Below are 23,549 nucleotides of genomic sequence, written 5' to 3'. Positions count from 1 at the left end.
TGATATTGCCGTGATCGGCGCCACCGGTACTGTCGGCGAAACCCTCGTCCAGATTCTCGAAGAACGCGACTTCCCCATCGGCAACCTGCACCTGCTGGCCAGCAGCGAATCGGCGGGCAGCTCGGTGATGTTCCGAAGTAAAAACGTGCGGGTGCGCGAGGTCGATGAGTTCGATTTCAGCAAAGTCCAACTGGTGTTTTTCGCGGCTGGGCCGGCGGTCACCCTGAGCTTCGCCCCGCGTGCCACGGCCGCCGGTTGTGCGCTGATCGACCTGTCCGGTGCGTTGCCAGCCGACCAGGCGCCGCAGATCGTGCCGGAGGCCAATCCGCAGGTGCTGGCCAACCTGTCCAGGCCCGTCCAGGTCAGCAGCCCCAGCCCCTCGGCCACAGTCCTGGCCGTGGCCTTGGCGCCGCTGCGCCAATGCCTGGATATACAGCGCGTGAGCCTGACCGCCAGCCTCGCCGTATCGGCCCAAGGCCGCGTTGCGGTCACTGAGCTGGCGCGCCAGACCGCCGAGTTGCTCAACGCCCGTCCGCTCGAACCTAAATTCTTCGACCGGCAGATGGCGTTCAATCTGTTGGCTCAAGTGGGCACTCCCGATGAGCAGGGCCATACCCAGTTGGAAAAACGCCTCGTGCGTGAGTTGCGCCAGGTGCTCGAACAACCTTTATTAAAGATTTCCGTCACTTGCGTTCAAGCCCCGGTGTTTTTTGGCGATAGCTTTAGCGTGACCGTGGAGTCTGCTGGCCCCGTCGACCTGGCTAAGGTCAACGCGGCCCTCGAGGCGGCGCCTGGTGTCGAACTGGTGGAGGCGGGTGATTATCCGACCCCGGTGGGCGATGCGGTAGGTCAGGATGTGGTCTACATCGGTCGCGTGCGCGGCGGTATCGACGATCCGGCGGAACTAAATATGTGGCTGACGTCAGATAACGTGCGCAAGGGCGCGGCGCTCAATGCGGTGCAGGTGGCTGAGTTGTTGATAAAAGACCTGCTGTAAAAGATACTTGGCAACAATTTGTCGAATGATTCTAGCTGGGCGCTATGCTTGGCCAGAGTGCTGAAGGCGAACCTCCCTCCCGGGGACTGCTCCCGGGCATGAGTGAAACGATCGCGCGCACCGTCGCTTCGGGGCTGCGCGCAATGCCTTACGGCAGCGGCATCAATACCTTCTCGCTGGCCGAGGAATGTTCAAACAAAGGAAGAGGCTATGGTTCAAGTTCGCAAACTGGTGTTAGCAATAGCGGCCGCCTCGGCGCTGTCCTCCGGTATGGCGCATGCGCTCGGGCTCGGGGAGTTGACCCTGAAATCGCCGCCGAACCAGCCTCTGGTGGCCGAAATCGAACTCCTCGATGTCCAGCAACTGACCGCTGCCGAAGTGGTGCCGAGCCTGGCCCCACCCGAAGAATTCGCCAAGGCGGGCATTGACCGCCAAGCCTTTCTCAACGATTTGAGCTTCACCCCGGTGATCAACGCCAACGGCAAGAGCGTCCTGCGCGTTACGTCCAGCCGGCCCGTGTCCGAGCCGATGGTCAAGTTCCTCGTGCAGGTGATGTGGCCCAACGGCCGCTTGCTGCGCGACTACAGCGTACTGCTCGATCCGTCCAAATTCTCGCCGCAGGCCGCTGATGCCGCCCGGGCGAAGCCGCCCCAAGTGGTCTCCACGCCGGTCACTGGCGCGACCAAGCCGTCCCAGTACACCACCACGCCGCGCGATACCCTGTGGGAAATCGCCGCCAAGGTGCGCAACGGTGGGTCGGTCCAGCAAACCATGCTGGCGATCCAGGCGTTGAACCCGAACGCATTCATCAATGGCAACATCAACCTGCTCAAGACCGGCCAGGTGTTGCGCCTGCCTGATCCGGTGCAGAGCACTGCGCTGCCGCAACCCCAGGCAATCGCCGAAGTGGCGGCCCAGAATGCCGCTTGGCGCCAGGGCCGTCGGGGCGTGGCGGGTAACGGTCGGCAACAGTTGGATGCCACCAAGCGAGGCGGCAAAGAAGGCGCGCCAGCACAGGCCGCCGGTCGCGATAATCTGAGCCTGGTTTCGGCCGAATCGGCGAAGGCGGGCGGCAAGGGCAAAGGGGCTGCGGGCGATGCCCAGGCACTCAGCAACAAGCTTGCCGTAACCCAGGAAAGCCTCGATTCGGCGCGTCGCGATAACGAAGAACTGAAAAGCCGCATGGCGGATTTGCAGAGCCAGTTGGATAAGCTGCAGCGCCTGATCGAACTGAAGAACAATCAACTGGCCAAGATGCAGACCGAAGGCGCGGCTGTCCCGCCTGCGGGCGAATCGCACCCGGCGATGTCGGCAGAGCTGACGCCCGCACCGTCGGCACAAGCACCGGCAACCGCGCCAGCGGCGACTCCCGAGGCTGCCCCTGAAGCGACCCCACCGGCCACGCCGGTCGAGCCGACGCCGGCGGCTTCCGATGAGAAAAAATACAACGACCTGCTGACCAATCCGATCCTGCTGGGGTTGATTGGCGGCGGCGCGTTGGTCCTGTTGCTGCTGCTGTTGTTGCTTGCGCGTCGCCGCAAGGCCCAGCAGGAAGCCGAGAAACATTTGCGCATGGCCCGAGCCCTCGAGGAGGAGGCCGATTTCTCCCCGGAGCTCGATCTGCCCCCGAGCAGCTTCGAGGGCATTGAGGTCCCACCACCCAGCGTCAAACTCGAACCCAAGCCAGCCCCGGCGCCGGCACCGAAGCCAGCCCCGGTGGTCGCGCCCGTGGTCGTCACCCCACCGATCGCCGCCCCGCTGGTGGCCCCGGCCGCCGACCGCTCCGACGATGTGTTACCCCAGGCACAGTCCCACATCGACCGTGGTCGCTTGAACCAGGCGGCTGACCTGCTTGAGCAAGGCATCAAGGCCGAGCCTCAGCGCAGCGACCTGCGTTTGAAGTTGATGGAAGTCTATGGCCAGCAGGGCGACCGCGACGCGTTCATCGCCCAGGAGCGTCAATTGGTCGCCAATGGCGAGAACTACGCCCAGGTGGAGCAGCTCAAGAGCCGTTTCCCGGCCATGGTCGTCGCCGCCTCGGCCGGCCTGGCTGCAGCGGCCGTCGCCGCCGAGCTGGACGCGCAGTACGTCAAGGACCTGCTGGAAGACAAGCCGGCAACCGATGAAGAGCTCGACAGTGCCTTCGACCTGAGCCTCGAAGACCTGGACACGACACCGACTGCGCCGGCACCCGAGCCGCTGGCCGAGCTGGACGCGTTTCCGGAAGACGACGACCTGAGTTTCGAATCAGTGCTCAAGCAGCAAACCCAGGCCAATGAAAGCCTGGACGATCTGCCGGAATTCGACCTGGACCTGGGCGCGGATGCTCCGGCACCGGCCTTGGCCGATGAAGATTTCCTGTTGGACCTGGATGACGATCTCAAGGGGCTTGACGTTCCAGCAGCGCAGACCCCGCTCCTGGACGATACGCCGTCTGATGATCTTGAGCTTCCGGCGGATTTCGATCTGTCCCTGGCTGACGAGATGGATGCCCATGAGCAGCCGAAGGATGCCTTCGAGTCTGAGCTGGATGATGTCAACGCCGAGCTGGATCGTCTGTCTGACGGCCTGAGCCAGCCGACCTTCACGGCGGAAGATGCCCTGGCGACCGCCGACGACGAGCCGGACTTCGATTTCCTCAGCGGCACCGACGAAGTCGCAACCAAGCTCGATCTGGCGCAGGCCTATATCGACATGGGTGACAACGACGGCGCGCGGGATATCCTCGGCGAAGTCCTCAGCGAAGGCGACGCCACGCAGAAGAGCGAAGCGAAGGACATGTTGTCGCGACTGGCGTGAGTTCGCAATAAAACAAAAACGGCAGCCGGTGAGGGCTGCCGTTTTTGTTTGCGGGCGATTCATGCGGCTCTTGTGGCGAGGGAGCTTGCTCCCGCTCGAGTGCGCAGCGCTCGCAAAAATAGCCGGCGCACCAAGGGAGGGGCTGCTGCGCAGCCAGCGGGAGCAAGCGCCCTCGCCACAAGGGCCCGTCGTTCCAACCCGGGATCATCGTTGCACTGGCATCCCGCCGCACCCGCTTTATAATGCCCGCCTTTGCGTACCTCAGCAGGCTGTAATTCCTTGGCAAACATAGACAACCCGGCCGCCGAAATGGCGGCCGACGGCTTTTTCCGAATCGCCTTGGGCGTTGAATACAAAGGCTCGCGCTATCGCGGCTGGCAGCGTCAGGCCTCTGGCGTCTTGACGGTGCAGGAAACCCTCGAAAACGCGCTGTCCAAAGTCGCCGATTCGCCAGTGTCGCTGCATTGCGCCGGCCGTACCGATGCCGGCGTGCACGCCTGCGGCCAGGTGGTGCATTTCGACACCCAGGTCGAGCGCTCGATGAAGGCCTGGGTCATGGGCGCGAATATCAACCTGCCGCACGACGTCAGCGTCAGTTGGGCGAAGGTAATGCCGGCGCATTTTCATGCCCGCTTCAAGGCCATCGCCCGGCGCTATCGCTACGTCATCTACAACGATCAGATCCGCCCGGCCCACCTGAACGAAGAGATCACCTGGAATCATCGTCCGCTGGACGTCGAACGCATGGCCGAGGCCGCGCAATACCTGGTGGGTGTCCATGACTTCAGCGCCTTCCGTGCCGGACAATGCCAGGCCAAGTCGCCGATCAAGGAACTGCATCACCTGCGCGTGACCCGCCACGGCAAAATGATCGTGCTCGACATCCGCGCCAGCGCGTTCCTGCACCACATGGTGCGCAACATTGCCGGTGTGCTGATGACCATCGGCGCCGGCGAGCGGCCGGTGGAATGGGTAAAGGAAGTGCTGGACAGTCGCATCCGCCGTTCCGGTGGCGTGACGGCGCACCCGTTCGGCTTGTACCTGGTGCAGGTCGAATACCGTGACGAGTTCGAGCTGCCGGAGCGTTACATCGGGCCACATTTCCTCACGGGCTTCTCGGAACTCGACGGCTGACGCCCTTCGTTGCATTTGTTACCATCCGGGACTTTCACGGATTTGCCTGAGGTTTTACCCACCATGCCGGTCGTTCGCAGCAAGATATGCGGAATCACCCGGGTCGAAGACGCGCTGGCGGCGGTCGAGGCCGGTGCGGACGCCATCGGGCTGGTGTTCTACGCCAAGAGCCCGCGGGCGGTGACGGTGCAGCAGGCGAGGGCGATCATCCAGGCCCTGCCGCCGTTCGTGACCCCGGTGGGGCTGTTCGTCAATGCCAGCCGTTGCGAGCTGGGGGAAATACTCGATGCGGTTCCGCTGGGTCTCTTGCAGTTTCACGGTGACGAGGCCCCGGCTGACTGTGAAGGCTGGCATCGCCCTTACATCAAGGCGTTGCGGGTCAAGGCGGGCGATGATATCGCGGCCAGCTGCGCAGCCTTCGCCAGCGCCAGCGGTATCTTGCTGGACACCTATGTGGAGGGAGTTCCAGGTGGGACTGGCGAAGCCTTCGATTGGTCGCTGGTGCCGCAGGGCTTGAGCAAGCCGATCATCCTGGCCGGTGGCCTGACGGCGGACAACGTCGGTAAGGCCATTGCGCGGGTTCGCCCTTATGCGGTGGACGTCAGTGGCGGGGTGGAGCAGGCCAGGGGCATCAAGGACCCGGCGAAGATCCGGGCGTTCATGGCGGCTGTACGCAGCAGCCAATCGTCAATGTGACGGCTGGCAGACTGCCGCCGTCCATACCTGCACTGTACAAAGCAGGCAGGCGCCGCCTCCGGGTGGGCCGATAGCGTAGTGGCAATCGCGGTGCAGCGGTTGTCGGGAATGGCAGGGATGGTTGAGCTGGGCGCAGGTCATGTTTCGCGCTGACCGCGGTGGCTCTTCGATCCTCGCCGCACAATGAATTTAAGCTCAAGGGCATACGCGGGGCCGCGAACCAGAGCGTTCGGGCCGCCGGTACTGGAGAAAGAAAGCATGAGCAACTGGTTGGTAGACAAACTGATCCCTTCGATCATGCGTTCCGAGGTAAAGAAAAGCTCGGTGCCTGAAGGTCTGTGGCACAAATGTCCATCCTGTGAGGCGGTGCTCTACCGTCCCGAGCTGGAAAAGACCCTGGACGTTTGCCCCAAGTGCAACCACCACATGCGCATCGGCGCGCGTGCCCGTATCGATATTTTCCTGGACGCTGAAGGCCGCGTCGAGCTGGGCGCTGAGCTGGAGCCAGTGGACCGCCTGAAGTTTCGCGACGGCAAGAAGTACAAGGATCGCCTGACCGCTGCGCAGAAGCAGACCGGCGAAAAAGACGCCCTGATCTCCATGAGCGGGACCCTGCTGGGCATGCCGGTGGTGGTTTCGGCCTTCGAATTCTCCTTCATGGGCGGCTCGATGGGCGCCATCGTCGGCGAGCGTTTCGTTCGCGCGGCCAATCATGCCCTGGAAAACCGTTGCCCGATGATCTGCTTCGCCGCTTCCGGCGGTGCGCGGATGCAGGAAGCCCTGATTTCCTTGATGCAAATGGCCAAGACCTCTGCGGTGCTGGCGCGTCTGCGCGAAGAAGGCATTCCGTTCATTTCGGTGCTGACCGACCCGGTCTACGGCGGCGTTTCCGCCAGCCTGGCGATGCTGGGCGACGTGATCGTCGGCGAGCCGAAAGCGCTGATCGGCTTTGCCGGCCCTCGCGTAATCGAACAGACCGTGCGTGAAAAGCTGCCGGAAGGTTTCCAGCGCAGTGAATTCCTGCTCGAACACGGCGCTATCGACATGATCATTCATCGTCAGGAACTGCGTCCGCGCCTGGGCAACCTGTTGGCGCAACTGATGGGTCTGCCGACGCCCAAGTTCGTCGCCACGCCGATCGAGCCGATGGTGGTTCCGCCGGTGCCTGCAGGCCTATGACCCAACGTACCCTGGGCGAATGGCTTGCCTACCTCGAGCAGTTGCATCCATCGGCCATCGACATGGGGTTGGAGCGCTCGCAAGCGGTAGCGTCCCGCATGGGACTGGCCAAGCCAGCGCCTAGGGTGATCACCGTCACCGGCACCAACGGCAAGGGTTCGACCTGCGCCTTCCTGGCCTCGCTGTTGCGGGCCCAGGGACTGAGTGTCGGTGTCTACAGTTCGCCGCACTTGCTGCGCTACAACGAGCGGGTGCAGATCAACGGCATCGAAGCCTCTGACGCGCAACTGTGCGAAGCCTTCGCGGCGGTGGAAGCCGAGCGGGGCGAGACCTCCTTGACCTATTTCGAGATGGGCACCCTCGCGGCGTTCTGGCTGTTCGCCCGTTCCGGCCTGGATGCCGTCGTGTTGGAAGTGGGCCTGGGTGGTCGCCTGGATACCGTCAATCTCATGGATGCGGACATCGCGCTGGTCACCAGTATCGGTGTGGATCACGCCGATTACCTGGGCGATACCCGCGAATCCGTAGCTTTCGAGAAGGCCGGCATCTTCCGCCAGGGCGCGCCGGCACTCTGCGGCGATCTCGATCCGCCGCAACCGTTGCTGGATAAAGCTCGCAAGCTGAGTTGTCCGTTCTTTTTGCGCGGGCGGGATTTCGACCTCGCCATGACCGAGCAGCACTGGCAATGGCGTGGCAGCGATGCCAAGGGCAACCCGGTCGAGCTGCATGACCTGCCGCTGCTGGACCTGCCGATGGAAAACGCCGCCCTGGCGTTGCAGGCCTACTTGTTGCTGGGTCTGCCGTGGCACGCCGGGCAGATTGTCCAGGCGTTGCAGGCGACCCGGGTCGTCGGTCGCCTTGATCGCCGCTCATTCGATTGGCAAGGCAAGCGCCTCAATCTGCTGCTCGATGTCGGCCACAATCCCCACGCGGCGCAGTATCTGGCGGAGCGCCTGGCGCGTCGTCCGGTGGCGGGCAAGCGCCTGGCGGTGTTCGGGCTGCTGTCGGACAAGGATCTGGATGGCGTTGTCGACGCGTTGAATGCTAGTGTCCAGCGCTGGGCCGTGGCGCCGCTGGATTCGCCGCGTTCGCGTCCGGCTGGGGAGCTGCAGGCAACCTTGCAGGGTCGTGGCGCTTCGGTGGAAGCTTATGACAACGTCGCCGCCGCCCTGGAAGGGCAGTGCGCCCTGGCGACACCCGATGACGAGATCCTGTTGTTCGGCTCATTTTTTTGCGTTGCCGAGGCCCTGCAATGGCTGGCCCGGCGCTCCACGGAGGAAGCTGCAGATGGCATTGCTGGATAAGGCGTACAAGCAGCGCATGGTCGGGGCCCTGGTATTGGTGGCCCTGGCGGTGATCTTCCTGCCGATGCTGTTTTCCCGTCAGGACGAGCAGCGCCAGGTCACGGTCGATGCGCCGGCCGCCCCACAGGCGCCTTCGGTTCCGCCTGTGCAAGTCGAGCAGGTCGCGGTTCCCGAGCCCCAGGCGCTGCCCCAGGAGCCGGTGCCGAGCGATGAAGAACTCGCCCAGGAACCTGCTGCGCCTGTTGCTCCTGCGCCGACTGCACCCGCTCCAGCTGTACCGAGCAAACCGGTTGCCGCGCCAACGCCTGTTCCGGCGGCACCTGCGATCAAGCCAGCCCCGACCCAGCCGATCACCGCAGCCCCCAAGCCGGACACCACGCAAAGCCGTGTGGATGCCAATGGCCTGTCGGTCAGTTGGTCGGTACAACTGGCCAGCCTGACCAGTCGTGACAGCGCCGAAAAACTGCAGAAAAACCTGCGCAGCCAGGGTTACAACGCCTACATCCGTTCCGCCGATGGCAAGAATCGGGTCTTTGTCGGTCCGTTGATCGAACGTGCCGAGGCCGACCGCCTGCGCGACTTGCTCAATCGCCAGCAGAACCTCAAGGGTTTTGTCGTGCGCTTCCAGCCAGAGCGCGGTTGACCGCCATTTAGCTGATTTGAAACACGCAGCTTACCGACTGCCCTGCGCTCTGCTAAAATGCGCCGCCTTATCCGTCTGTAGGCTGCACCGTGCCATTTACCTGGGTTGACTGGGCGATCGTTGCAATCGTCGCCATCTCCGCTTTGATCAGTCTGAGTCGCGGCTTCGTCAAGGAAGCGCTCTCGCTGCTGACCTGGATCATCGCGGGAGTCGTAGCCTGGATGTTTGGTGGTTCGCTGTCCCAGTACCTCGCCGGATACATCGAAACACCGTCGGCTCGCGTGATCGCGGGCTGTGCCATCTTGTTTATCGCCACCTTGCTGGTGGGCGCAATGATCAATTATCTGATCGGCGAACTGATTCGCGTCACCGGGCTTTCCGGGACGGACCGGTTCCTGGGCATGGCCTTCGGCGCGGCGCGTGGCGCGTTGCTGGTGGTTGTTGCCGTCGGGCTGTTGAGCCTGGGGCCGGTACAGCAGGATACGTGGTGGCAGGAGTCCCGGCTCGTGCCACAATTTCTATTGGTCGCAGACTGGTCCAAGAACCTGATCCTGGGTTGGAGCAGTCAGTGGCTTGCCAGCGGTATCAGCGTACCCGCTGAAATACCGTTCAAGGAACATCTCTTGCCGACGGCCAAAACGCCGCAGTGAGTGTTGTTCAGTTCAGATCCATTAAGTAGGGGTTGCGTCGCATGTGTGGCATCGTCGGTATCGTCGGTAAGTCGAACGTCAATCAGGCGCTGTATGACGCGCTAACCGTGCTCCAGCACCGCGGCCAGGACGCTGCCGGTATCGTGACCAGCCATGACGGCCGGTTATTCCTGCGCAAGGACAACGGCCTGGTGCGTGACGTGTTCCACCAGCGTCACATGCAACGTCTGGTCGGCCACATGGGCATCGGCCATGTGCGTTACCCGACAGCAGGCAGCTCGACGTCGGCCGAAGCCCAGCCGTTCTACGTCAACTCGCCGTACGGCATCACGTTGGCGCACAACGGCAACCTGACCAACGTCGAGCAACTGGCCAAGGAGATCTACGAATCTGACTTGCGCCACGTCAACACCAGTTCCGACTCGGAAGTGATGCTCAACGTCTTCGCCCACGAGCTGGCCCAGCGCGGCAAGCTGCAGCCGACCGAAGAAGACGTGTTCGCCGCCGTGACCGACGTGCACAACCGTTGCGTGGGTGGTTACTCGGTGGTGGCGATGATCACCGGCTACGGCATTGTCGGTTTCCGCGACCCGCACGGTATCCGTCCGATCGTGTTCGGCCAGCGTCACACCGACGAAGGCGTCGAGTACATGATCGCCTCCGAGAGCGTGTCCCTGGACGTGCTCGGCTTCACCCTGATTCGCGACCTGGCCCCGGGCGAAGCGGTCTACATCACTGAAGACGGCAAGCTGTACACCCGCCAGTGCGCGACCAACCCGAGCCTGACTCCGTGCATTTTCGAACACGTCTACCTGGCGCGTCCGGACTCGATCATCGACGGTATCTCGGTCTACAAAGCGCGCCTGCGCATGGGCGAGAAACTGGCCGACAAGATCCTGCGCGAGCGTCCGGACCATGACATCGACGTGGTCATCCCGATCCCGGACACCAGCCGCACCGCGGCCCTGGAGCTGGCGAACCACCTGGGCGTGAAGTTCCGCGAAGGCTTCGTGAAGAACCGCTACATCGGCCGTACCTTCATCATGCCGGGCCAGGCGGCGCGGAAAAAATCCGTACGCCAGAAGCTCAACGCCATCGAGCTGGAATTCCGCGGCAAGAACGTGATGCTGGTGGACGATTCCATCGTGCGCGGCACCACTTGCAAGCAGATCATCCAGATGGCCCGCGAGGCTGGTGCCAAGAACGTCTATTTCTGCTCGGCGGCCCCGGCCGTGCGTTACCCGAACGTCTACGGCATCGACATGCCGAGTGCCCATGAGCTGATCGCTCATAACCGCACGACCCAGGAAGTGGCCGACCTGATCGGCGCCGACTGGCTGATCTACCAGGACCTGCCGGACCTCATCGAAGCGGTGGGGGGCGGCAAGATCAAGATCGAGCAGTTCGATTGCGCGGTATTCGACGGCAAGTACGTCACCGGCGACATCGACGAGGCCTACCTGAACCGGATCGAGAACGCGCGTAACGATGCGTCCAAGGCCAAGACTCAGGCGGTCAGTGCGATCATCGATCTGTACAACAACTAAGTGACACCCAACCGGCCCTGAGGGGCCGGTTTGCGTTCAACCGAATAAAGGAGTGGCAGCATGAGTCAGGATTGGGATGCCGGTCGGCTGGACAGCGACCTTGAAGGCGTAGCGTTCGATACCCTGGCGGTTCGCGCGGGCCAGCACCGTACACCGGAAGCCGAACATGGCGATCCGATGTTCTTTACTTCCAGCTACGTGTTCCGCACCGCTGCCGATGCGGCGGCGCGCTTTGCCGGTGAAGTGCCGGGCAACGTCTATTCGCGTTATACCAACCCCACCGTGCGGGCTTTCGAGGAGCGCATCGCCGCCCTGGAAGGCGCCGAGCAAGCCGTGGCCACCGCCACCGGCATGGCCGCGATCATGGCGGTGGTGATGAGCCTGTGCAGCGCTGGCGACCATGTGCTGGTCTCGCGCAGCGTCTTCGGTTCGACCATCAGCCTGTTCGAAAAGTACTTCAAACGTTTCGGCGTGGAAGTCGACTATGTGCCGTTGGCGGACCTGTCCGGTTGGGATGCCGCGATCAAGGCCAATACCAAGCTGCTCTTCGTCGAGTCGCCTTCCAACCCGCTGGCTGAGCTGGTCGATATCGCCGCGCTGGCGGAAATTGCCCACGCCAAGGGCGCCATGCTGGTCGTCGACAACTGCTTCTGCACCCCGGCGCTGCAACAACCGCTCAAGCTGGGCGCCGACGTGGTGGTGCATTCGGCGACCAAGTTCATCGATGGCCAGGGCCGTTGCATGGGCGGTGTCGCCGCCGGACGTGGCGAGCAGATGAAAGAGGTCGTCGGCTTCCTGCGCACTGCCGGGCCGACCCTCAGTCCCTTCAATGCCTGGATCTTCCTCAAAGGCTTGGAAACCCTCGGTCTGCGCATGAAGGCCCATTGCGCCAATGCCCAGGCCTTGGCCGAGTGGCTGGAGCAGCAGGATGGCATCGAGAAAGTGCACTACGCCGGTCTCAAGAGTCATCCGCAACATGAACTGGCCTTGCGTCAGCAGCGCGGTTTCGGTGCGGTGGTGAGCTTCGAGGTCAAGGGAGGCAAGGAGGGCGCCTGGCGCTTCATCGATGCCACCCGGTTGATTTCCATCACCGCCAACCTGGGTGACAGCAAGACCACCATCACCCACCCGAGCACCACGTCCCACGGTCGCCTGTCGTCCCAGGAGCGTGAATCGGCGGGTATTCGTGACAGCTTGATCCGCGTGGCGGTCGGCCTGGAAGACGTGGCCGATTTGCAAGCTGACCTGGCTCGCGGGTTGGCGGCCTTGTGATCGAGCTGGCTACGCCGCCGAGCGGTACTCATGGCCGGGTTGCATTGGTTACGGGCGCCGCGCGGGGCATCGGCCTCGGTATTGCCGCTTGGCTGATCTGTGAAGGTTGGCAGGTAGTGCTGACCGACCTGGACCGCGAGCGCGGTTCCAAGGTAGCGAAGACCCTCGGCGACAACGCCTGGTTCATCGCCATGGACGTGGCGGATGAGGCGCAGGTTGCCACCGGCATCGCCGAAGTACTCGGGCAGTTCGGCCGGCTCGACGCGCTGGTGTGTAACGCGGCCATCGCCGATCCGCACAACATCACCTTGGAAAGCCTCGATCTTGCCTATTGGAATCGGGTCCTGGCGGTGAACCTGGGTGGGCCGATGCTGCTGGCCAAGCATTGCGCGCCGTACCTGCGCGCCCACAACGGCGCCATCGTCAATCTTGCCTCGACCCGTGCTGCGCAGTCGGAGCCGGATACCGAGGCCTATGCGGCAAGCAAGGGCGGCCTGCTGGCCCTGACCCACGCCCTGGCGATCAGTCTCGGGCCGGAGATCCGGGTCAATGCCGTCAGCCCGGGTTGGATCGACGCGCGAGACCCGTCACAACGTCGTGCCCAGCCGCTCACCGACGCCGATCACGCCCAGCATCCAGCGGGCAGGGTAGGCACCGTGGAGGACGTGGCGGCGATGGTGGCGTGGCTGTTGTCACGCAATGCCGGTTTTGTCACGGGGCAGGAGTTCGTGGTGGACGGTGGCATGACCAAGAAAATGATTTATGAATAAGTAGCAGCTGCAAGTGGCGAGCGACAAGCTGCAAGCGATTGGTGCTGCTGACGCTTCTGACTTGCAGCTTGAAGCTTGTCGCTCGAAGCTGTTTTTGAAAAAAACTCAATCCTGCTATTGACTTAGCTTCGGTACCTGCGTAAATTTCGCGGCCTCAACGCAGCAAAGGGTGATTAGCTCAGCCGGGAGAGCGTCTGCCTTACAAGCAGAATGTCGGCGGTTCGATCCCGTCATCACCCACCATGTTTCTTGAGAGTCTTGCGAAAGCAAGATGGAAGCTGTCAAAAGCCTCCACCGACGCGCAGCGGTAGTTCAGTCGGTTAGAATACCGGCCTGTCACGCCGGGGGTCGCGGGTTCGAGTCCCGTCCGCTGCGCCATATCTGCTTCGAGGCCCACTGAACGCCTTGAAGCTAAGAAGAAAGCTGAAAAGCTACCTTCTAGTCGATAGCAAAGACCCTGGTCGAAAGACCGGGGTTTTTTGTTTCCAGGATTTGAAAGATTGGAACAAGCCCCTGTGGCGAGGGAGCTTGCTCCCGCTGGGCTGCAAAGCAGCCCTCGTCGTTGGTCGCTTCAGAACCCCAACCGATCCCGCAACCCGTAATACCAAGCCCCCATCGCCGCAAACGGCGTACGCAACAACTGACCGCCTGGGAAAGGGTAGTGGGGCAGGTCCGCAAACGCGTCAAAACGCTCTGCTTGCCCTCGCAGCGCCTCGGCCAATACCTTGCCCGCCAAGTGCGTATACGTCACGCCATGACCACTGCAGCCCTGGGAATAATAGATGTTATCCCCCAGCCGCCCGACCTGCGGAAGACGCGACAGCGTCAGCAGGAAATTTCCGGTCCAGGCGTAGTCGATCTTCACATCCTTGAGCTGCGGGAACGCCTTGAGCATTTTCGGCCGAATGATCGCCTCGATGTTCGCCGGATCCCTCGCGCCATACACCACGCCGCCACCGAAAATCAGGCGCTTGTCGCCCGTCAACCGGTAGTAGTCGAGTAAATAGTTACAGTCTTCGACGCAATAATCCTGCGGTAGCAGCCTATGAGCCAGCTCATCGCCCAACGGCTCAGTAGCGATCACCTGCGTACCGCACGGCATCGACTTGGCCGCCAACTCCGGCACCAAATTGCCCAGATAAGCGTTGCCCGCCACGATAATGAACTTGGCCCTGACCTTGCCCTGCGGCGTATGCACAACCGGACTGGCACCGCGCTCGATGCGCACCGCTGGCGACTGCTCGTAAATCACCCCGCCCAGCGACTCCACAGCCGCCGCTTCGCCCAACGCGAGGTTGAGCGGATGAATATGCCCGCCGCTCATGTCCAGCATGCCGCCCATATACTCATCGCAAGCCACTACCTCGCGAATACGCCGCTGATCCAGCAGCTCCAGCTGCGTATGACCGAAACGCTCCCATAAACGCTTCTGCGACTCCAGATGGCCCATCTGTTTGGCGGTGAGGGCAGCGAACACACCGCCGTCCTTCAGGTCGCACTGAATCTGATACTTCGCCACCCGCTCACGAATGATCCGCCCACCCTCGAACGCCATGTTGCCGAGCAACTGCGCCTGCTGCGGGCCGACGCTGCGCTCGATCACATCGATGTCGCGGCTATAGCTGTTGACGATCTGCCCACCGTTGCGGCCCGAAGCACCGAAGCCCACCTTCGCCGCCTCAACGATCGTAACTTTGAAGCCGTGCTCCAGGAGAAACAGCGCGGAGGACAATCCCGTATAACCTGCACCGATCACGCATACATCGGTTTCAACATCATCCTGCAGGGCAGGGCGCGACGGCGCCGGATTGGCTGATGCGGCGTAATACGACGCTGGGTAGGATGTGTTCGCCATTCTGGAACCTCTGTTTTATATTTTTTACGAATGCAGCGATCCTACCCGAGATAAAAATCCGCCGCCAGCCACCCTCAAATCTTCGTTGCGGCGGGGAAATTAAATATTTTGCATATTCATAGGGTTAGGTGAAAAAAGGTGTTGACACCCCTTTGGAATTCCGTAGAATGCCGCCTCACAGCAGGCACGTAGCTCAGTTGGTTAGAGCACCACCTTGACATGGTGGGGGTCGTTGGTTCGAGTCCAATCGCGCCTACCAAACAAAATCCGCTCTGCTGGGCGGTCTAGAAGGGCTCACCGAAAGGTGGGCCCTTTTTTGTCATGCGTGTGGAAAACGCGTTGGGAAAAAGCACAAATATCAACCCTTTTGATTGCAATGGAAGTATCAAAAGTATGAATTTATGGAAGACCTTGGCAATCGCCATCGCGGTATCGATCAGCGCTCAAGCTGATGCAGAGGATCGGGGTTCGTATCAAAACTCGATGATGATGATAACGTTGGCGCCAACATTCCTCCTTTCGGGAACTACGGGCCTTTCTGAGCTGGCTGCAAAAAATTTCAAGCCTGCCAAGGCCGATGCGCTTGCATTCATTGGCTCAGATGGCGAAATTCGCGGTGTTCAGTTTGAGCAAGCCGTACGCTATTACCGCACGACATACAGGCCGGCGCTGTTAACAGACCGGCAGTTGGCCTTGGCAATCGTAACTTCATATTGAGCGGGGGCATGTATATTTCTTTCATAGCCATAGAACCTATAGCTATCTCAATTCCTAATGAAGACCTTTTGTCCCGCTCTGTTATTCCGAGCAGACCTAGGACAGCAATTAAATTGCAAGCTTGATCGCATAAAAATGGCAAGAACTGCAGGGTTCTTCGCTAAATCGGATCTGTCCACGATATGGAAATCTCATGAACAAAGTCATCGTAATCCTCGCTATCTTCGCTCTTGCCGGCTGTGCCTATCAGAAATCCCAGTACGTACTCGAGGTCGAGCGCGCGCCCCTTCCAACGACGCCTGAAGCAACAACTATGGAGTGTGCGCATATTTACGATGAGATCGACAGGAATAACCGGGTCATGGCTCGCAGCTATCAAGACGGTAGCTTTACTAAGCAGGCTCAGGACGAAAAAGATGCGCGCAACGAAGCGCTTTCTATTCGGACATTCAAGATAGGCTGCCCTCGACGGTAAACAGAAACAGACCCTGAGGAATCCCCGAATTTTCTTACAGGAAATCAGGAAGTTGGATATTGAAAAGACCTGCATGAGTCGGCAACTTGGTTTGCACCACACAAAAACAAGATCCCGAACCCATGCAGGCCATCCGATTTTTACACAGAGCGCTCGCTCAAGCACTTCCTTCTGTCCATTTCCGTCGTCTGACTACGTTGGTGAGCTGTGTCAGTTCTTTACTGCAATGCCGTCGTCTGACGCTGAAAGGTCTAGGGCGGTCGCTGCCTGGTCGGGCTTACCCCAAACATGCCATCAAGCGAGTAGATCGATTGCTGGGTAATCAGCACCTCAGAGCAGAGCGTCCACTGTTCTACTGGGTGATGTTACGAGCGTTGCTGGGCTCGCTAAAACATCCATTGATTTTGGTCGACTGGTTTCGAATTGACGCCCCAGGGGACGCGTTCTTGTTGAGAGCAGCGATCCCGTTGGCAGGACGCTCATTTCCCATTTATGAAAGTGCGCATGAGCCTGAGAGTTGCCCGAGATACCAAAAACGATTGCTCAGCACATTAGCCGAACTACTGCCTGACGGCTGTATTCCCATCTTGGTAACTGACGCGGGTTTTCGGCGTCCATGGATGAAGGCGGTGGCAGCACAGGGCTGGTATTACGTGGCTCGCATACGAAATCGTGAGCTTTATCGCAGTGGGGGCGCTGACTGGCAACCCGTGAAATGCCTATATGCGCTGGCCACTTCATCACCCAAATCGTTGGGTCATGTCGAGATGACCCGTAGCGCTCCCCATTTCATCGACTTGTATTGTGTCCGGCACTCGGCCAAAGGCCGAAAGCATCAACGAGTCACAGGTTCAATCGCAAAAAATAAGCTCAGTCGTATGCGTCCGGGCATCCCGTCTTGCGCAACTTAACCGGTTGCCACCGATGCGTAACCGTCCGGCCAAGTCATCTATCTGATCCCGCAAACTGCCATTGGCGCTCTGAATCGTTACACTTGTCCGCCCCTTAAATCATGGATGAATAATGGTACTCGATGCGCTTAATGTGCTGCTGGACTATGCATCGTGCCTCCTCCTGGCATTTGGGTTGTTCGCTGCCTGGTTTTGTCTCACGCCTCGCTCGCAAACGGGCGCGCGTCTGCTGATTCTGGTGATGGCATTCGTTTTCGCACGTGACTTGATGACGCCTTTCAAACTGTGGGCCATAGCCGGTGGTGGGCTGCACCTGCAATTTCATGCAAATCCCATGGTGCTGGCCTCGCTTGGAATCACATCGATATTGATGGTTGCCATGCTCGCCCGGCTAACCCCAGAACCGTGGAAATGGGTGGTTGGATTTCAAGGGCAATCGAGTGGTCGGCTTCACAATGGGTGTTATGGCGGGCTGCATGATCGGCATTCCGTTACGGCTTCATCAAGGCATTGAACTCGCCGCCGCACCTTGGCTGCTGGGCTTTGCTGCGTTCGCACTGGGAGGCAGTGCGCTGGAAGAGGTGCTGTTTCGCGGGATGCTGCAAGGCCTGCTGGAACGCCACACCTCACCGATACGTGCCGCACTTGGCAGTGCAATCGCGTTTAGCGCCTGCCACCTCTACCTCGCCTTCATGCTGACGCAGGTCGGTTGGCCCATCCTGGCGTTCACCTTTTTTGAGGGGCTCGTGTGCGCAAGCGTCAGATTGAAATGGGGAACAGTCCCGGCCATAGCGGCCCATGGAACCGCAATCGGGCTGCTGGGTATTCCGTTGTTGTGAACAACGCAGGAAGCCGAAAAAAAGCTCAGTTGGCAGTCCGCCAGACGTGAACGTGAACCTTGGTTGCTGGCGAGCAACCTGGAGCACAGCGAGTGGAGTCCAGCGAAAATCGTCGCGATTTATAAAAGGCGCATGCAGATCGAAGAAGGCTTCCGGGATGTAAAAAGTGAGCACCTGGGGCTGAACCTGCATAGAAGTCATTGCCCTCGGCGCATTGAGGCGCTGCTGTTGATTGCGGCTCTGGCCAACTACCTCATCTTCCTGACAGGGATACAGGCACGTGAAAGCAAATTGGAACAGCATTATCAAAGCAAACAGCCTTAAGGATAGGCGAGTGCTTTCGCTGTGGCGCTTAGCGAGGAAAACGGGAAGGAAAACGGGGACAGACCACGATTATGAGGCGGGCCGATTACAAACGAACTCAAATTGTGGTCTGTCCCCCGTTTCATTCGGTTACCTGGCTTGGCGGTAGTGCCACCGTCGTACTGGGCGGCTAGCTGTGGTTGCGCAAGTTCCTGTCCAAGGATGCCGCCGACCGAGCGATGGATAACGCCGACATTGGCACCGTCCGCCGCTTGAACGAACTGCCCGATTCTGAGCGTACCGCCCGGGACAAAGCCCTGGTGAATGTCGGGAAGAAACTTGGCTTCGGCGAAGAGAAGACCGGTAGCTGTGGAAGGCAGGCATCGCATGGATCGATGGAGCGCTCGATACTCGCCGCGAGCCTGCTTAGGTTCTTGGTGATGGTAGTGGCAATTTGATAATGGCGGGTTCAAAATGCCGCCTCATCTTATCGCCATGGAGAGCGAAATGAACGAAGCAGTTGCAGTGGCGGCTCCGCAAAAGCGGCAAGTAGGGTTTCTTCTGGGGCTTGGAATTCTATTCTTCCCCTTGTTGTTCGGCTGGATGCTGCTGAGAAAAGGGCACTCTACCTTCGCGCGCATCGTCGGCTTCATCTGGATGGCCCTGTGCCTAGTGTCGTTGATTGGTATGGGCTCGATTTCAAAAACCAGTTACGACACCTACAAGGAAAGGGCGGCTCAATCCAATACATCAGGTTCGGCTCCTAAACAGCCAGCCCAGGCAGAACCGCTTAAAGCTTATACGTCGACGAAGGTCACCCAAGATTACGAAGACAACACTGTTGCTGCCGACATGCAGTACAAGGGTAAGCGCGTGAAGGTGACCGGGCGCATCACCGATATCAACACTGACTTCCTCGGGAAGCCGTATCTGGTGCTTGCTGGGACTAACCCGTATTTGGGCCCGCAGTTCAAATTTGAAAAATCGGATATGGACACTCTCGCATCGCTCAAGAAAGGTGCGCAAATTTCGGTAGCCTGCACGGGCAGGGGAGACGTAGCCAAAGTGCCGATGTTCGAAGATTGCGAAGTCTCACAATAATCGGTTGACACCCCCGGTCCCCGTTTATCGATTTCGTATTACTTTGCGGTTTTTCCGCGAGCAAAGCCCGACTCTGAAGTTGGGCTTTTTGCTTTCTATCCTTTACAGAGCCTCGGCATTTTGCCGGGGCTTTTTCTTTTTCGGCCCCACTACACCCATCGCTCTGAGCTGGGAGTGCTGCTGGGGATGTTTCTTGGAGTTGAGCATGAAAAGCGGGTATCGCCAGGCAATTGAGTCAGTCATCGCTCAAGAGGCAAAGCTTGCTGAAGTCAGCAGACTTCATGCCGAATCCGCAGATCGAGAGCGACAGCTTGCTGATGCACTACTATCCAATCGGGAAACACTTGAGCGCTACGAAGCGCGAGTGCTCGAGCTTGAATCGCAGATATTGAGGTCAATTGGTCAGCGGTTAGAAGCCGAGGTATGAGTCGAGCAGTGATGGCCACTGCAGAGGCCCCTTGGTGGCCTTCTGTTTGTTTGTCACATCGATCACAACCATGATGTCCCTGGTTGAGTTGAAATCACTGCCGACGAACAATTCTCTACGCGACTGCGTTGTCCTGCGCAATGGCCGTCCTGCGAATCACCTACGGCGGTGGCACGCGGCGCCTGATGATTGTGGAGGGTGCCATCTGTGGTGGCCTGGCCCTGACGATCATCAGCGGGCTTGAGTTCTTCTCGCTGCCCTAGAACATGGCGACCTTTATTGGTGGCTGGGTTGGCTTCCTGGGCGTGGAGAAGATCCGCTCCATTGCTGACCGGGTGACTGACTTCAAGCTGCCTGGCCGCAAGACCGAGTAACGCGCGACACGTTTCGCATATCAGCAAATTGTGTCGCGACACTGCTCAGCTATTGCTGGTTGTACTGGTTATAGAGGTCTCGCAATGCGGTTTCGTACTGAGCTGGAGCGAGCGATCCCTTCAGTGCCGCCATCGTTTCGTAGGCGCTGGTCACGACCATTTGCTCGTTATTGCTGGATCTGGTGGCCCATTCCCGAGCGGCCCTTTCTACTGATTGTTCGTTGATGCGATCAGTCATAGCTGCTGCCTCCGTTGATGAGTGACAGCCCTAAACATACTCCGGAATTCGGTACGTGAGGACATTCGCTCATGAGCGGTGGAAAGGAGAGGAATCGGGGACAGACCACGATTACGAGACGGATGAAGGCACAGCCGTGTGCCGCGACCGGCAGCGGCGCAAATTCCTACATAAATCTCGGAAGCCAGCGCATTGCAGCATTTCAATGCGCAACCTATTGTCTCTTTGTCGCCCATATGGCGATTCGGGTTTGGCGACTCGATTGAATGAAGCGCAGAAGCTCCTGCCATTATCAATTGAAGGTACCTGCTCATGACTCGATACATGCCCATCACCGGCATCGACTGCATCCCCGCAACCCTGCTCATCGAACACCGAAGCGCCTCTAGACGTCCTTTTCGAAACCGCCGATTACCGCATCCGCACGGCGACTCAGGTTCTGGAAAATATCGCGTTCCGCTCTGACATCAGCTCAGACACGGTGGTGCTGACTGATTTTTGTAAATTGCTGACCACGTCATTGCGCGATGGCTGTAACGTCATGGATGTGATCGGGCGGAGATTGCGGGCGCAGGGGGCGGAATAACGAAAGCGGGCGACTAATCAGTCGCCCGTTTCATAATGCTTGGGAAAAAACTCAAGAGGGCAGGGTACGTGTCCCGATTGACTGCAAGCTATGGGCAAAGAATCGGCCAAACCAAATAGCAGGGCGCGAAGGAATGGAACCCATACTCAGGCTGGCGAATGTTCAGCTCCATGCCCAGGCTGCGCATGAAGATCAATGCCTAGCGCATGAATGACCTTGAGCACAGTATCGAATCTAGGTTTTGATCCCGGTGCGAACGCCTTGTACAAGCTTTCTCGCCCCAAACCGGAGTCCTTGGCGATCTGCGCCATGCCGCGGGCCTTGGCTACATAACCAATCGCTCTGAGGAATTCCTCGCTGTCTCCGTCAGCCAAAACTTGGGAGAGGTATTCACTGATTGCTTCGTCGCTATCGAGCAGCGCAGCCATATCAAATGTCGTCAGGTTTTGGCTCATGTTCAAATCTCCTTTGCCAATTTTTTCGCTCGCCGAATATCAGCATTTTGTGAAGATTTGTCACCACCTGCCAGTAGCACGATGACTACTCCACCGCGCATGATGAAATAGACTCTGTACCCAGCGCCTATGTCCACGCGCAACTCTGAAACCCCATCCCCGACCGCTTTGACATCGCCCAAGTTGCCTGCTGCGGCACGATCAATGCGGCGGGCGATAGCGATTTTTGCTCTCAGATCACGGACCGATGAATGCCAAGCAGAGAATGTCTGCGTTTACTGGATGATATAGTTCATGCGCTGACCGTATCCAGTCGGATACTGAAAGTCAAGATGTTGCCTCAATGTCCGGGAAGATTACATGCAGGGGCTGCGTTTGGCGGGCGCGATGATCCGTTTGGCGATTCGCCGTGAGCGGCCGGAAGAAGGCGGACAGGGTAGTGCTGGCGCCCCCTTTTTCACCTTTTTCACCTTTTTCTGCTTTTCTGCTCCCGCAATATTGAAGCGGCCTCGGGAAAACGACTGCCTACATTGGATTAGCCCACTATCAAAAGGAAATGGAATGCTCATTGTCTTCAGCGGCCTTCCCGGTACCGGAAAAACGACTATCGCCAATAATCTCGCCGCTAAGACGGGCGCCGTGTACCTGCGCATCGATACGATTGAGCAGGCAATTCGAAACTCTGGCGCTCTTGCGCAAGACGTGGGGCGCAGTGGTTACATGGTTGCCAATGAGCTTGCCCTGAGCAATCTTCGTTTGGGCCGTACCGTCATTGTCGATTGCGTCAATCCCGTCCTTGAAAGCCGAATTGCGTGGAGCGAAATCGCCCTACAAGCTGGTAGCCAACTGGCAAATATCCACGTGATTTGCTCCGATAAACATGAACATCGACGCCGGATCGAAACAAGAACGGTCGATATTCTCGGGCTTATGCCACCCACCTGGCAGTCTGTAATGGATCATGAATATGAGCCATGGGACGAAGCTCCGTTTTGTATAGACACAGCCTTTGTCTCTCCGGCGCAAGCAGTCTCGATGATCATCGATTTCTCGCAATAACCCCGCTCATATACTGATTTAAATCCCGCAGATCCATAACGCTCCAGGCATGTGGCGGTAACCTGACGCCGTTCTCTCGCAGCGTCCTCGGAATCAAGTCGCCGTTCGGGCGAAGGATTATCGATGACACAATTACGCCCGGATAATCACTCAGTCGCTTTTTGAAGGCGGACGTCGTGAGGTCGGGTGTGGGCGGGGTGCTTTTTCTCGCCAGCGGTCCCGTTGCCTTGAGGTCGGTTCCATGGCACATGGCACACCTCTGCAAATAGAGAGTCTTGCCGTTGGCGTTATCAGCAAAGGAAGACGAAGGCTGGATGAGCGATAAGACGCCTAGCGCAGCAATGAATAGCTTTCTGACAATAGGCGAAAAAGTGCTCGACAAGCGTTTGCTCATGAGGACCGTCCATGGTTCGAAGGGGCCACAGGATGACGCATATACCCGCTGGCTTGCAAAAATTGATATCCGCCGTGACGGACGCCCGCTAGCATGAAGACGCTTCGTAGGAGACGGAGCGGTTCATTGCCATAAAAAGGGAGCATCGTACTTTTGAAAACCATTGACCGAATTTTGCTGGGACTGGGGCTGTTGATTCCTCTTTGGTTATTTGCTGGTGTGGCGCTGACATCGCTGGGCTATCCGGGTTATAGCCATCTCGACCAGGCGTTGAGTGTGTTGGGTGCGGCCGGGGCTCCCACGCACGGTTATTCCGCCTGGGTGAATAACTTTCCGCTGGGCGTGCTGTTCGTACTGTTCGCGGTAGGTTTGGCGCGCAATTTCGCAGGATCACGCCTCGCCCTGTTCAGCGCCGTTTTAATAGTGCTCCACGGCCTGGCGAGCTTCGCTGCTGGCTATTTTTCTTGTGATCAGGGATGTGCACCTGCGCAGCCTTCAACTTCCCAACAGCTTCATAACCTGGCCGGTTTGATCATGTTCGTCTCATTGGCGCTGGCCATTGTGTTGTGGAGTTTTCTCGGCAAACGGCTACTGTCGTCGCCTGGTTTCGGAAGATTCTCGATGCTTTGCTTGATCCTCGCTGTCGTGACGGTAGCGATGATGTCCAAGTCATTCGCCGAAGGGCATGGATTTGGCCTGTACCAACGGCTTAATTACGGCGTATGCGTCGTGTGGATCTCAGTCTTGGCATGGATCGCTCTTCGTGCTGAAGTGACCCCCGGCAAGCGTCCGTTAATGGGCGGCTCATAACCCATCGGCCCTGG

General features: G+C 59.2%; 22 protein-coding genes, 3 tRNA genes and 6 pseudogenes. 26 read left to right on the top strand and 5 right to left on the bottom strand.

Features of this window, described 5'->3' with window-relative positions; all coding sequences use genetic code 11:
* From FHK92_RS16665 to FHK92_RS16605, 13 genes are all read left to right on the top strand, one after another.
* A partial coding sequence (locus FHK92_RS16665; protein WP_181289015.1) for an aspartate-semialdehyde dehydrogenase occupies positions 1-997 on the top strand: 997 nt, incomplete at its 5' end.
* Positions 998-1,207: 210 nt separating this feature from the next.
* Complete coding sequence (locus tag FHK92_RS16660) at positions 1,208-3,796, top strand: FimV family protein (protein WP_181289014.1); 2,589 nt, start codon at positions 1,208-1,210, stop codon at positions 3,794-3,796.
* A 309-nt stretch (positions 3,797-4,105) separates the two neighbouring features.
* Positions 4,106-4,930 (top strand): tRNA pseudouridine(38-40) synthase TruA, encoded by an 825-nt coding sequence (truA, locus tag FHK92_RS16655; RefSeq protein ID WP_030142027.1) that lies wholly within the window; start codon positions 4,106-4,108, stop codon positions 4,928-4,930.
* 63 nt (positions 4,931-4,993) lie between these two features.
* Positions 4,994-5,626, top strand: a complete 633-nt coding sequence (locus tag FHK92_RS16650) for a phosphoribosylanthranilate isomerase (RefSeq protein WP_181289013.1) — start codon at positions 4,994-4,996, stop codon at positions 5,624-5,626.
* 258 nt (positions 5,627-5,884) lie between these two features.
* Complete coding sequence (gene accD / locus FHK92_RS16645) at positions 5,885-6,805, top strand: acetyl-CoA carboxylase, carboxyltransferase subunit beta (protein WP_181289012.1); 921 nt, start codon at positions 5,885-5,887, stop codon at positions 6,803-6,805.
* Positions 6,802-8,109: a bifunctional tetrahydrofolate synthase/dihydrofolate synthase gene (gene folC, locus FHK92_RS16640; RefSeq protein ID WP_181289011.1), complete on the top strand. Its 1,308-nt coding sequence runs from the start codon at positions 6,802-6,804 to the stop codon at positions 8,107-8,109. Before accD ends, folC begins: the two co-directional genes overlap by 4 nt.
* Positions 8,093-8,752: an SPOR domain-containing protein gene (locus FHK92_RS16635; RefSeq protein WP_181289010.1), complete on the top strand. Its 660-nt coding sequence runs from the start codon at positions 8,093-8,095 to the stop codon at positions 8,750-8,752. Before folC ends, FHK92_RS16635 begins: the two co-directional genes overlap by 17 nt.
* A gap of 89 nt (positions 8,753-8,841) precedes the next feature.
* The gene (locus FHK92_RS16630; RefSeq protein ID WP_030142022.1) at positions 8,842-9,402 is read left to right on the top strand and encodes a CvpA family protein; all 561 of its coding nucleotides are present in this window, start codon (positions 8,842-8,844) and stop codon (positions 9,400-9,402) included.
* Between the two features lie 41 nt (positions 9,403-9,443).
* Positions 9,444-10,949 carry an amidophosphoribosyltransferase gene (purF, locus tag FHK92_RS16625; protein WP_030142021.1) on the top strand — a complete coding sequence of 502 codons (1,506 nt, stop codon included), beginning with the start codon at positions 9,444-9,446 and terminating at the stop codon, positions 10,947-10,949.
* 60 nt (positions 10,950-11,009) lie between these two features.
* Positions 11,010-12,221 carry an O-succinylhomoserine sulfhydrylase gene (locus FHK92_RS16620; RefSeq protein WP_181289009.1) on the top strand — a complete coding sequence of 404 codons (1,212 nt, stop codon included), beginning with the start codon at positions 11,010-11,012 and terminating at the stop codon, positions 12,219-12,221.
* Positions 12,218-12,991 (top strand): SDR family oxidoreductase, encoded by a 774-nt coding sequence (locus tag FHK92_RS16615; RefSeq protein ID WP_063320321.1) that lies wholly within the window; start codon positions 12,218-12,220, stop codon positions 12,989-12,991. The genes FHK92_RS16620 and FHK92_RS16615 overlap by 4 nt, the downstream gene beginning before the upstream one ends.
* A 167-nt stretch (positions 12,992-13,158) precedes the next feature.
* Positions 13,159-13,234, top strand: a tRNA-Val gene (locus FHK92_RS16610).
* Positions 13,235-13,292: 58 nt separating this feature from the next.
* Positions 13,293-13,369: transfer RNA gene (locus FHK92_RS16605), tRNA-Asp, on the top strand.
* 193 nt (positions 13,370-13,562) lie between these two features.
* On the opposite strand, the gene FHK92_RS16600 is transcribed toward FHK92_RS16605, so the two are convergent.
* Complete coding sequence (locus FHK92_RS16600) at positions 13,563-14,846, bottom strand: NAD(P)/FAD-dependent oxidoreductase (protein WP_181289008.1); 1,284 nt, start codon at positions 14,844-14,846, stop codon at positions 13,563-13,565.
* A 182-nt stretch (positions 14,847-15,028) separates the two neighbouring features.
* Here FHK92_RS16600 and FHK92_RS16595 point away from each other — a divergent pair.
* The 10 genes and pseudogenes from FHK92_RS16595 to FHK92_RS16545 all read left to right on the top strand — a co-directional run.
* Positions 15,029-15,105 (top strand) — tRNA-Val (locus tag FHK92_RS16595).
* A 62-nt stretch (positions 15,106-15,167) separates the two neighbouring features.
* The gene (locus FHK92_RS16590; RefSeq protein WP_309109609.1) at positions 15,168-15,563 is read left to right on the top strand and encodes a DUF2388 domain-containing protein; all 396 of its coding nucleotides are present in this window, start codon (positions 15,168-15,170) and stop codon (positions 15,561-15,563) included.
* Between the two features lie 193 nt (positions 15,564-15,756).
* Entirely contained in the window at positions 15,757-16,038 is a 282-nt protein-coding gene (locus FHK92_RS16585; protein ID WP_181289007.1) for a hypothetical protein, read from the top strand.
* Between the two features lie 122 nt (positions 16,039-16,160).
* Positions 16,161-16,916: pseudogene (locus tag FHK92_RS16580) on the top strand (IS4 family transposase); the annotation flags it as partial.
* 452 nt (positions 16,917-17,368) lie between these two features.
* Complete coding sequence (locus tag FHK92_RS28020; RefSeq protein WP_309109608.1) at positions 17,369-17,788, top strand: CPBP family intramembrane glutamic endopeptidase; 420 nt, start codon at positions 17,369-17,371, stop codon at positions 17,786-17,788.
* Positions 17,789-18,176 (top strand): annotated as a pseudogene (locus tag FHK92_RS16570) (transposase); the annotation flags it as partial.
* Between the two features lie 7 nt (positions 18,177-18,183).
* Positions 18,184-18,521, top strand: a pseudogene (locus tag FHK92_RS16565) (hypothetical protein).
* A 77-nt stretch (positions 18,522-18,598) separates the two neighbouring features.
* Positions 18,599-19,192: an OB-fold protein gene (locus tag FHK92_RS16555; protein ID WP_052680772.1), complete on the top strand. Its 594-nt coding sequence runs from the start codon at positions 18,599-18,601 to the stop codon at positions 19,190-19,192.
* Between the two features lie 205 nt (positions 19,193-19,397).
* Positions 19,398-19,619, top strand: a complete 222-nt coding sequence (locus tag FHK92_RS16550; protein ID WP_181289005.1) for a hypothetical protein — start codon at positions 19,398-19,400, stop codon at positions 19,617-19,619.
* Positions 19,620-19,729: 110 nt separating this feature from the next.
* A pseudogene (locus FHK92_RS16545) lies at positions 19,730-19,993 on the top strand (phage holin, lambda family); the annotation flags it as partial.
* A 49-nt stretch (positions 19,994-20,042) separates the two neighbouring features.
* On the opposite strand, the gene FHK92_RS16540 reads toward FHK92_RS16545, so the two are convergent.
* Positions 20,043-20,231 (bottom strand): hypothetical protein, encoded by a 189-nt coding sequence (locus FHK92_RS16540; protein WP_181289004.1) that lies wholly within the window; start codon positions 20,229-20,231, stop codon positions 20,043-20,045.
* Positions 20,232-20,543: 312 nt separating this feature from the next.
* Here FHK92_RS16540 and FHK92_RS27815 point away from each other — a divergent pair.
* Positions 20,544-20,817: pseudogene (locus FHK92_RS27815) on the top strand (hypothetical protein).
* 146 nt (positions 20,818-20,963) lie between these two features.
* Here FHK92_RS27815 and FHK92_RS16535 read toward each other — a convergent pair.
* Together FHK92_RS16535 and FHK92_RS16530 are read right to left on the bottom strand one after the other, a co-directional pair.
* Complete coding sequence (locus tag FHK92_RS16535) at positions 20,964-21,272, bottom strand: addiction module antidote protein (protein WP_181289003.1); 309 nt, start codon at positions 21,270-21,272, stop codon at positions 20,964-20,966.
* Between the two features lie 2 nt (positions 21,273-21,274).
* A pseudogene (locus FHK92_RS16530) lies at positions 21,275-21,568 on the bottom strand (type II toxin-antitoxin system RelE/ParE family toxin).
* Between the two features lie 265 nt (positions 21,569-21,833).
* On the opposite strand from FHK92_RS16530, the gene FHK92_RS16525 reads away from it, so the two are divergent.
* Positions 21,834-22,331, top strand: coding sequence for an AAA family ATPase (locus FHK92_RS16525; RefSeq protein ID WP_181289020.1), 498 nt, complete (start codon positions 21,834-21,836; stop codon positions 22,329-22,331).
* Here the strand turns inward: FHK92_RS16525 and FHK92_RS27810 are convergent.
* Entirely contained in the window at positions 22,312-22,725 is a 414-nt protein-coding gene (locus FHK92_RS27810; RefSeq protein WP_258232676.1) for a c-type cytochrome, read from the bottom strand. The two genes, FHK92_RS16525 and FHK92_RS27810, sit on opposite strands and share 20 nt — an antisense overlap.
* A 153-nt stretch (positions 22,726-22,878) precedes the next feature.
* Here FHK92_RS27810 and FHK92_RS16520 point away from each other — a divergent pair, with 153 nt between their 5' ends.
* On the top strand, positions 22,879-23,535 hold the full coding sequence (locus FHK92_RS16520; protein WP_181289002.1) for a DUF998 domain-containing protein: 657 nt from the start codon (positions 22,879-22,881) through the stop codon (positions 23,533-23,535).
* The last annotated feature ends 14 nt before the right edge of the window (positions 23,536-23,549 follow it).

Source organism: Pseudomonas brassicacearum subsp. neoaurantiaca (assembly GCF_013608025.1).
Lineage (GTDB): Bacteria > Pseudomonadota > Gammaproteobacteria > Pseudomonadales > Pseudomonadaceae > Aquipseudomonas.
The sequence above is the reverse complement of the archived record's forward strand: the minus strand, read 5'-3'. Positions and strand labels throughout refer to the sequence as shown.

Bases quoted from the DNA above. Each gene is read 5' to 3' on its own strand.
- FHK92_RS16660 (WP_181289014.1), top strand. From the start codon at position 1,208: ATGGTTCAAGTTCGCAAACTGGTGTTAGCAATAGCGGCCGCCTCGGCG.
- truA (WP_030142027.1), top strand. From the start codon at position 4,106: ATGGCGGCCGACGGCTTTTTCCGAATCGCCTTGGGCGTTGAATACAAA.
- FHK92_RS16650 (WP_181289013.1), top strand. From the start codon at position 4,994: ATGCCGGTCGTTCGCAGCAAGATATGCGGAATCACCCGGGTCGAAGAC.
- accD (WP_181289012.1), top strand. From the start codon at position 5,885: ATGAGCAACTGGTTGGTAGACAAACTGATCCCTTCGATCATGCGTTCC.
- folC (WP_181289011.1), top strand. From the start codon at position 6,802: ATGACCCAACGTACCCTGGGCGAATGGCTTGCCTACCTCGAGCAGTTG.
- FHK92_RS16635 (WP_181289010.1), top strand. From the start codon at position 8,093: ATGGCATTGCTGGATAAGGCGTACAAGCAGCGCATGGTCGGGGCCCTG.
- purF (WP_030142021.1), top strand. From the start codon at position 9,444: ATGTGTGGCATCGTCGGTATCGTCGGTAAGTCGAACGTCAATCAGGCG.
- FHK92_RS16620 (WP_181289009.1), top strand. From the start codon at position 11,010: ATGAGTCAGGATTGGGATGCCGGTCGGCTGGACAGCGACCTTGAAGGC.
- FHK92_RS16600 (WP_181289008.1), bottom strand. From the start codon at position 14,846: ATGGCGAACACATCCTACCCAGCGTCGTATTACGCCGCATCAGCCAAT.
- FHK92_RS16590 (WP_309109609.1), top strand. From the start codon at position 15,168: ATGCGTGTGGAAAACGCGTTGGGAAAAAGCACAAATATCAACCCTTTT.
- FHK92_RS16585 (WP_181289007.1), top strand. From the start codon at position 15,757: ATGAACAAAGTCATCGTAATCCTCGCTATCTTCGCTCTTGCCGGCTGT.
- FHK92_RS16555 (WP_052680772.1), top strand. From the start codon at position 18,599: ATGAACGAAGCAGTTGCAGTGGCGGCTCCGCAAAAGCGGCAAGTAGGG.
- FHK92_RS16550 (WP_181289005.1), top strand. From the start codon at position 19,398: ATGAAAAGCGGGTATCGCCAGGCAATTGAGTCAGTCATCGCTCAAGAG.
- FHK92_RS16540 (WP_181289004.1), bottom strand. From the start codon at position 20,231: ATGACTGATCGCATCAACGAACAATCAGTAGAAAGGGCCGCTCGGGAA.
- FHK92_RS16535 (WP_181289003.1), bottom strand. From the start codon at position 21,272: ATGAGCCAAAACCTGACGACATTTGATATGGCTGCGCTGCTCGATAGC.
- FHK92_RS16525 (WP_181289020.1), top strand. From the start codon at position 21,834: ATGCTCATTGTCTTCAGCGGCCTTCCCGGTACCGGAAAAACGACTATC.
- FHK92_RS27810 (WP_258232676.1), bottom strand. From the start codon at position 22,725: ATGAGCAAACGCTTGTCGAGCACTTTTTCGCCTATTGTCAGAAAGCTA.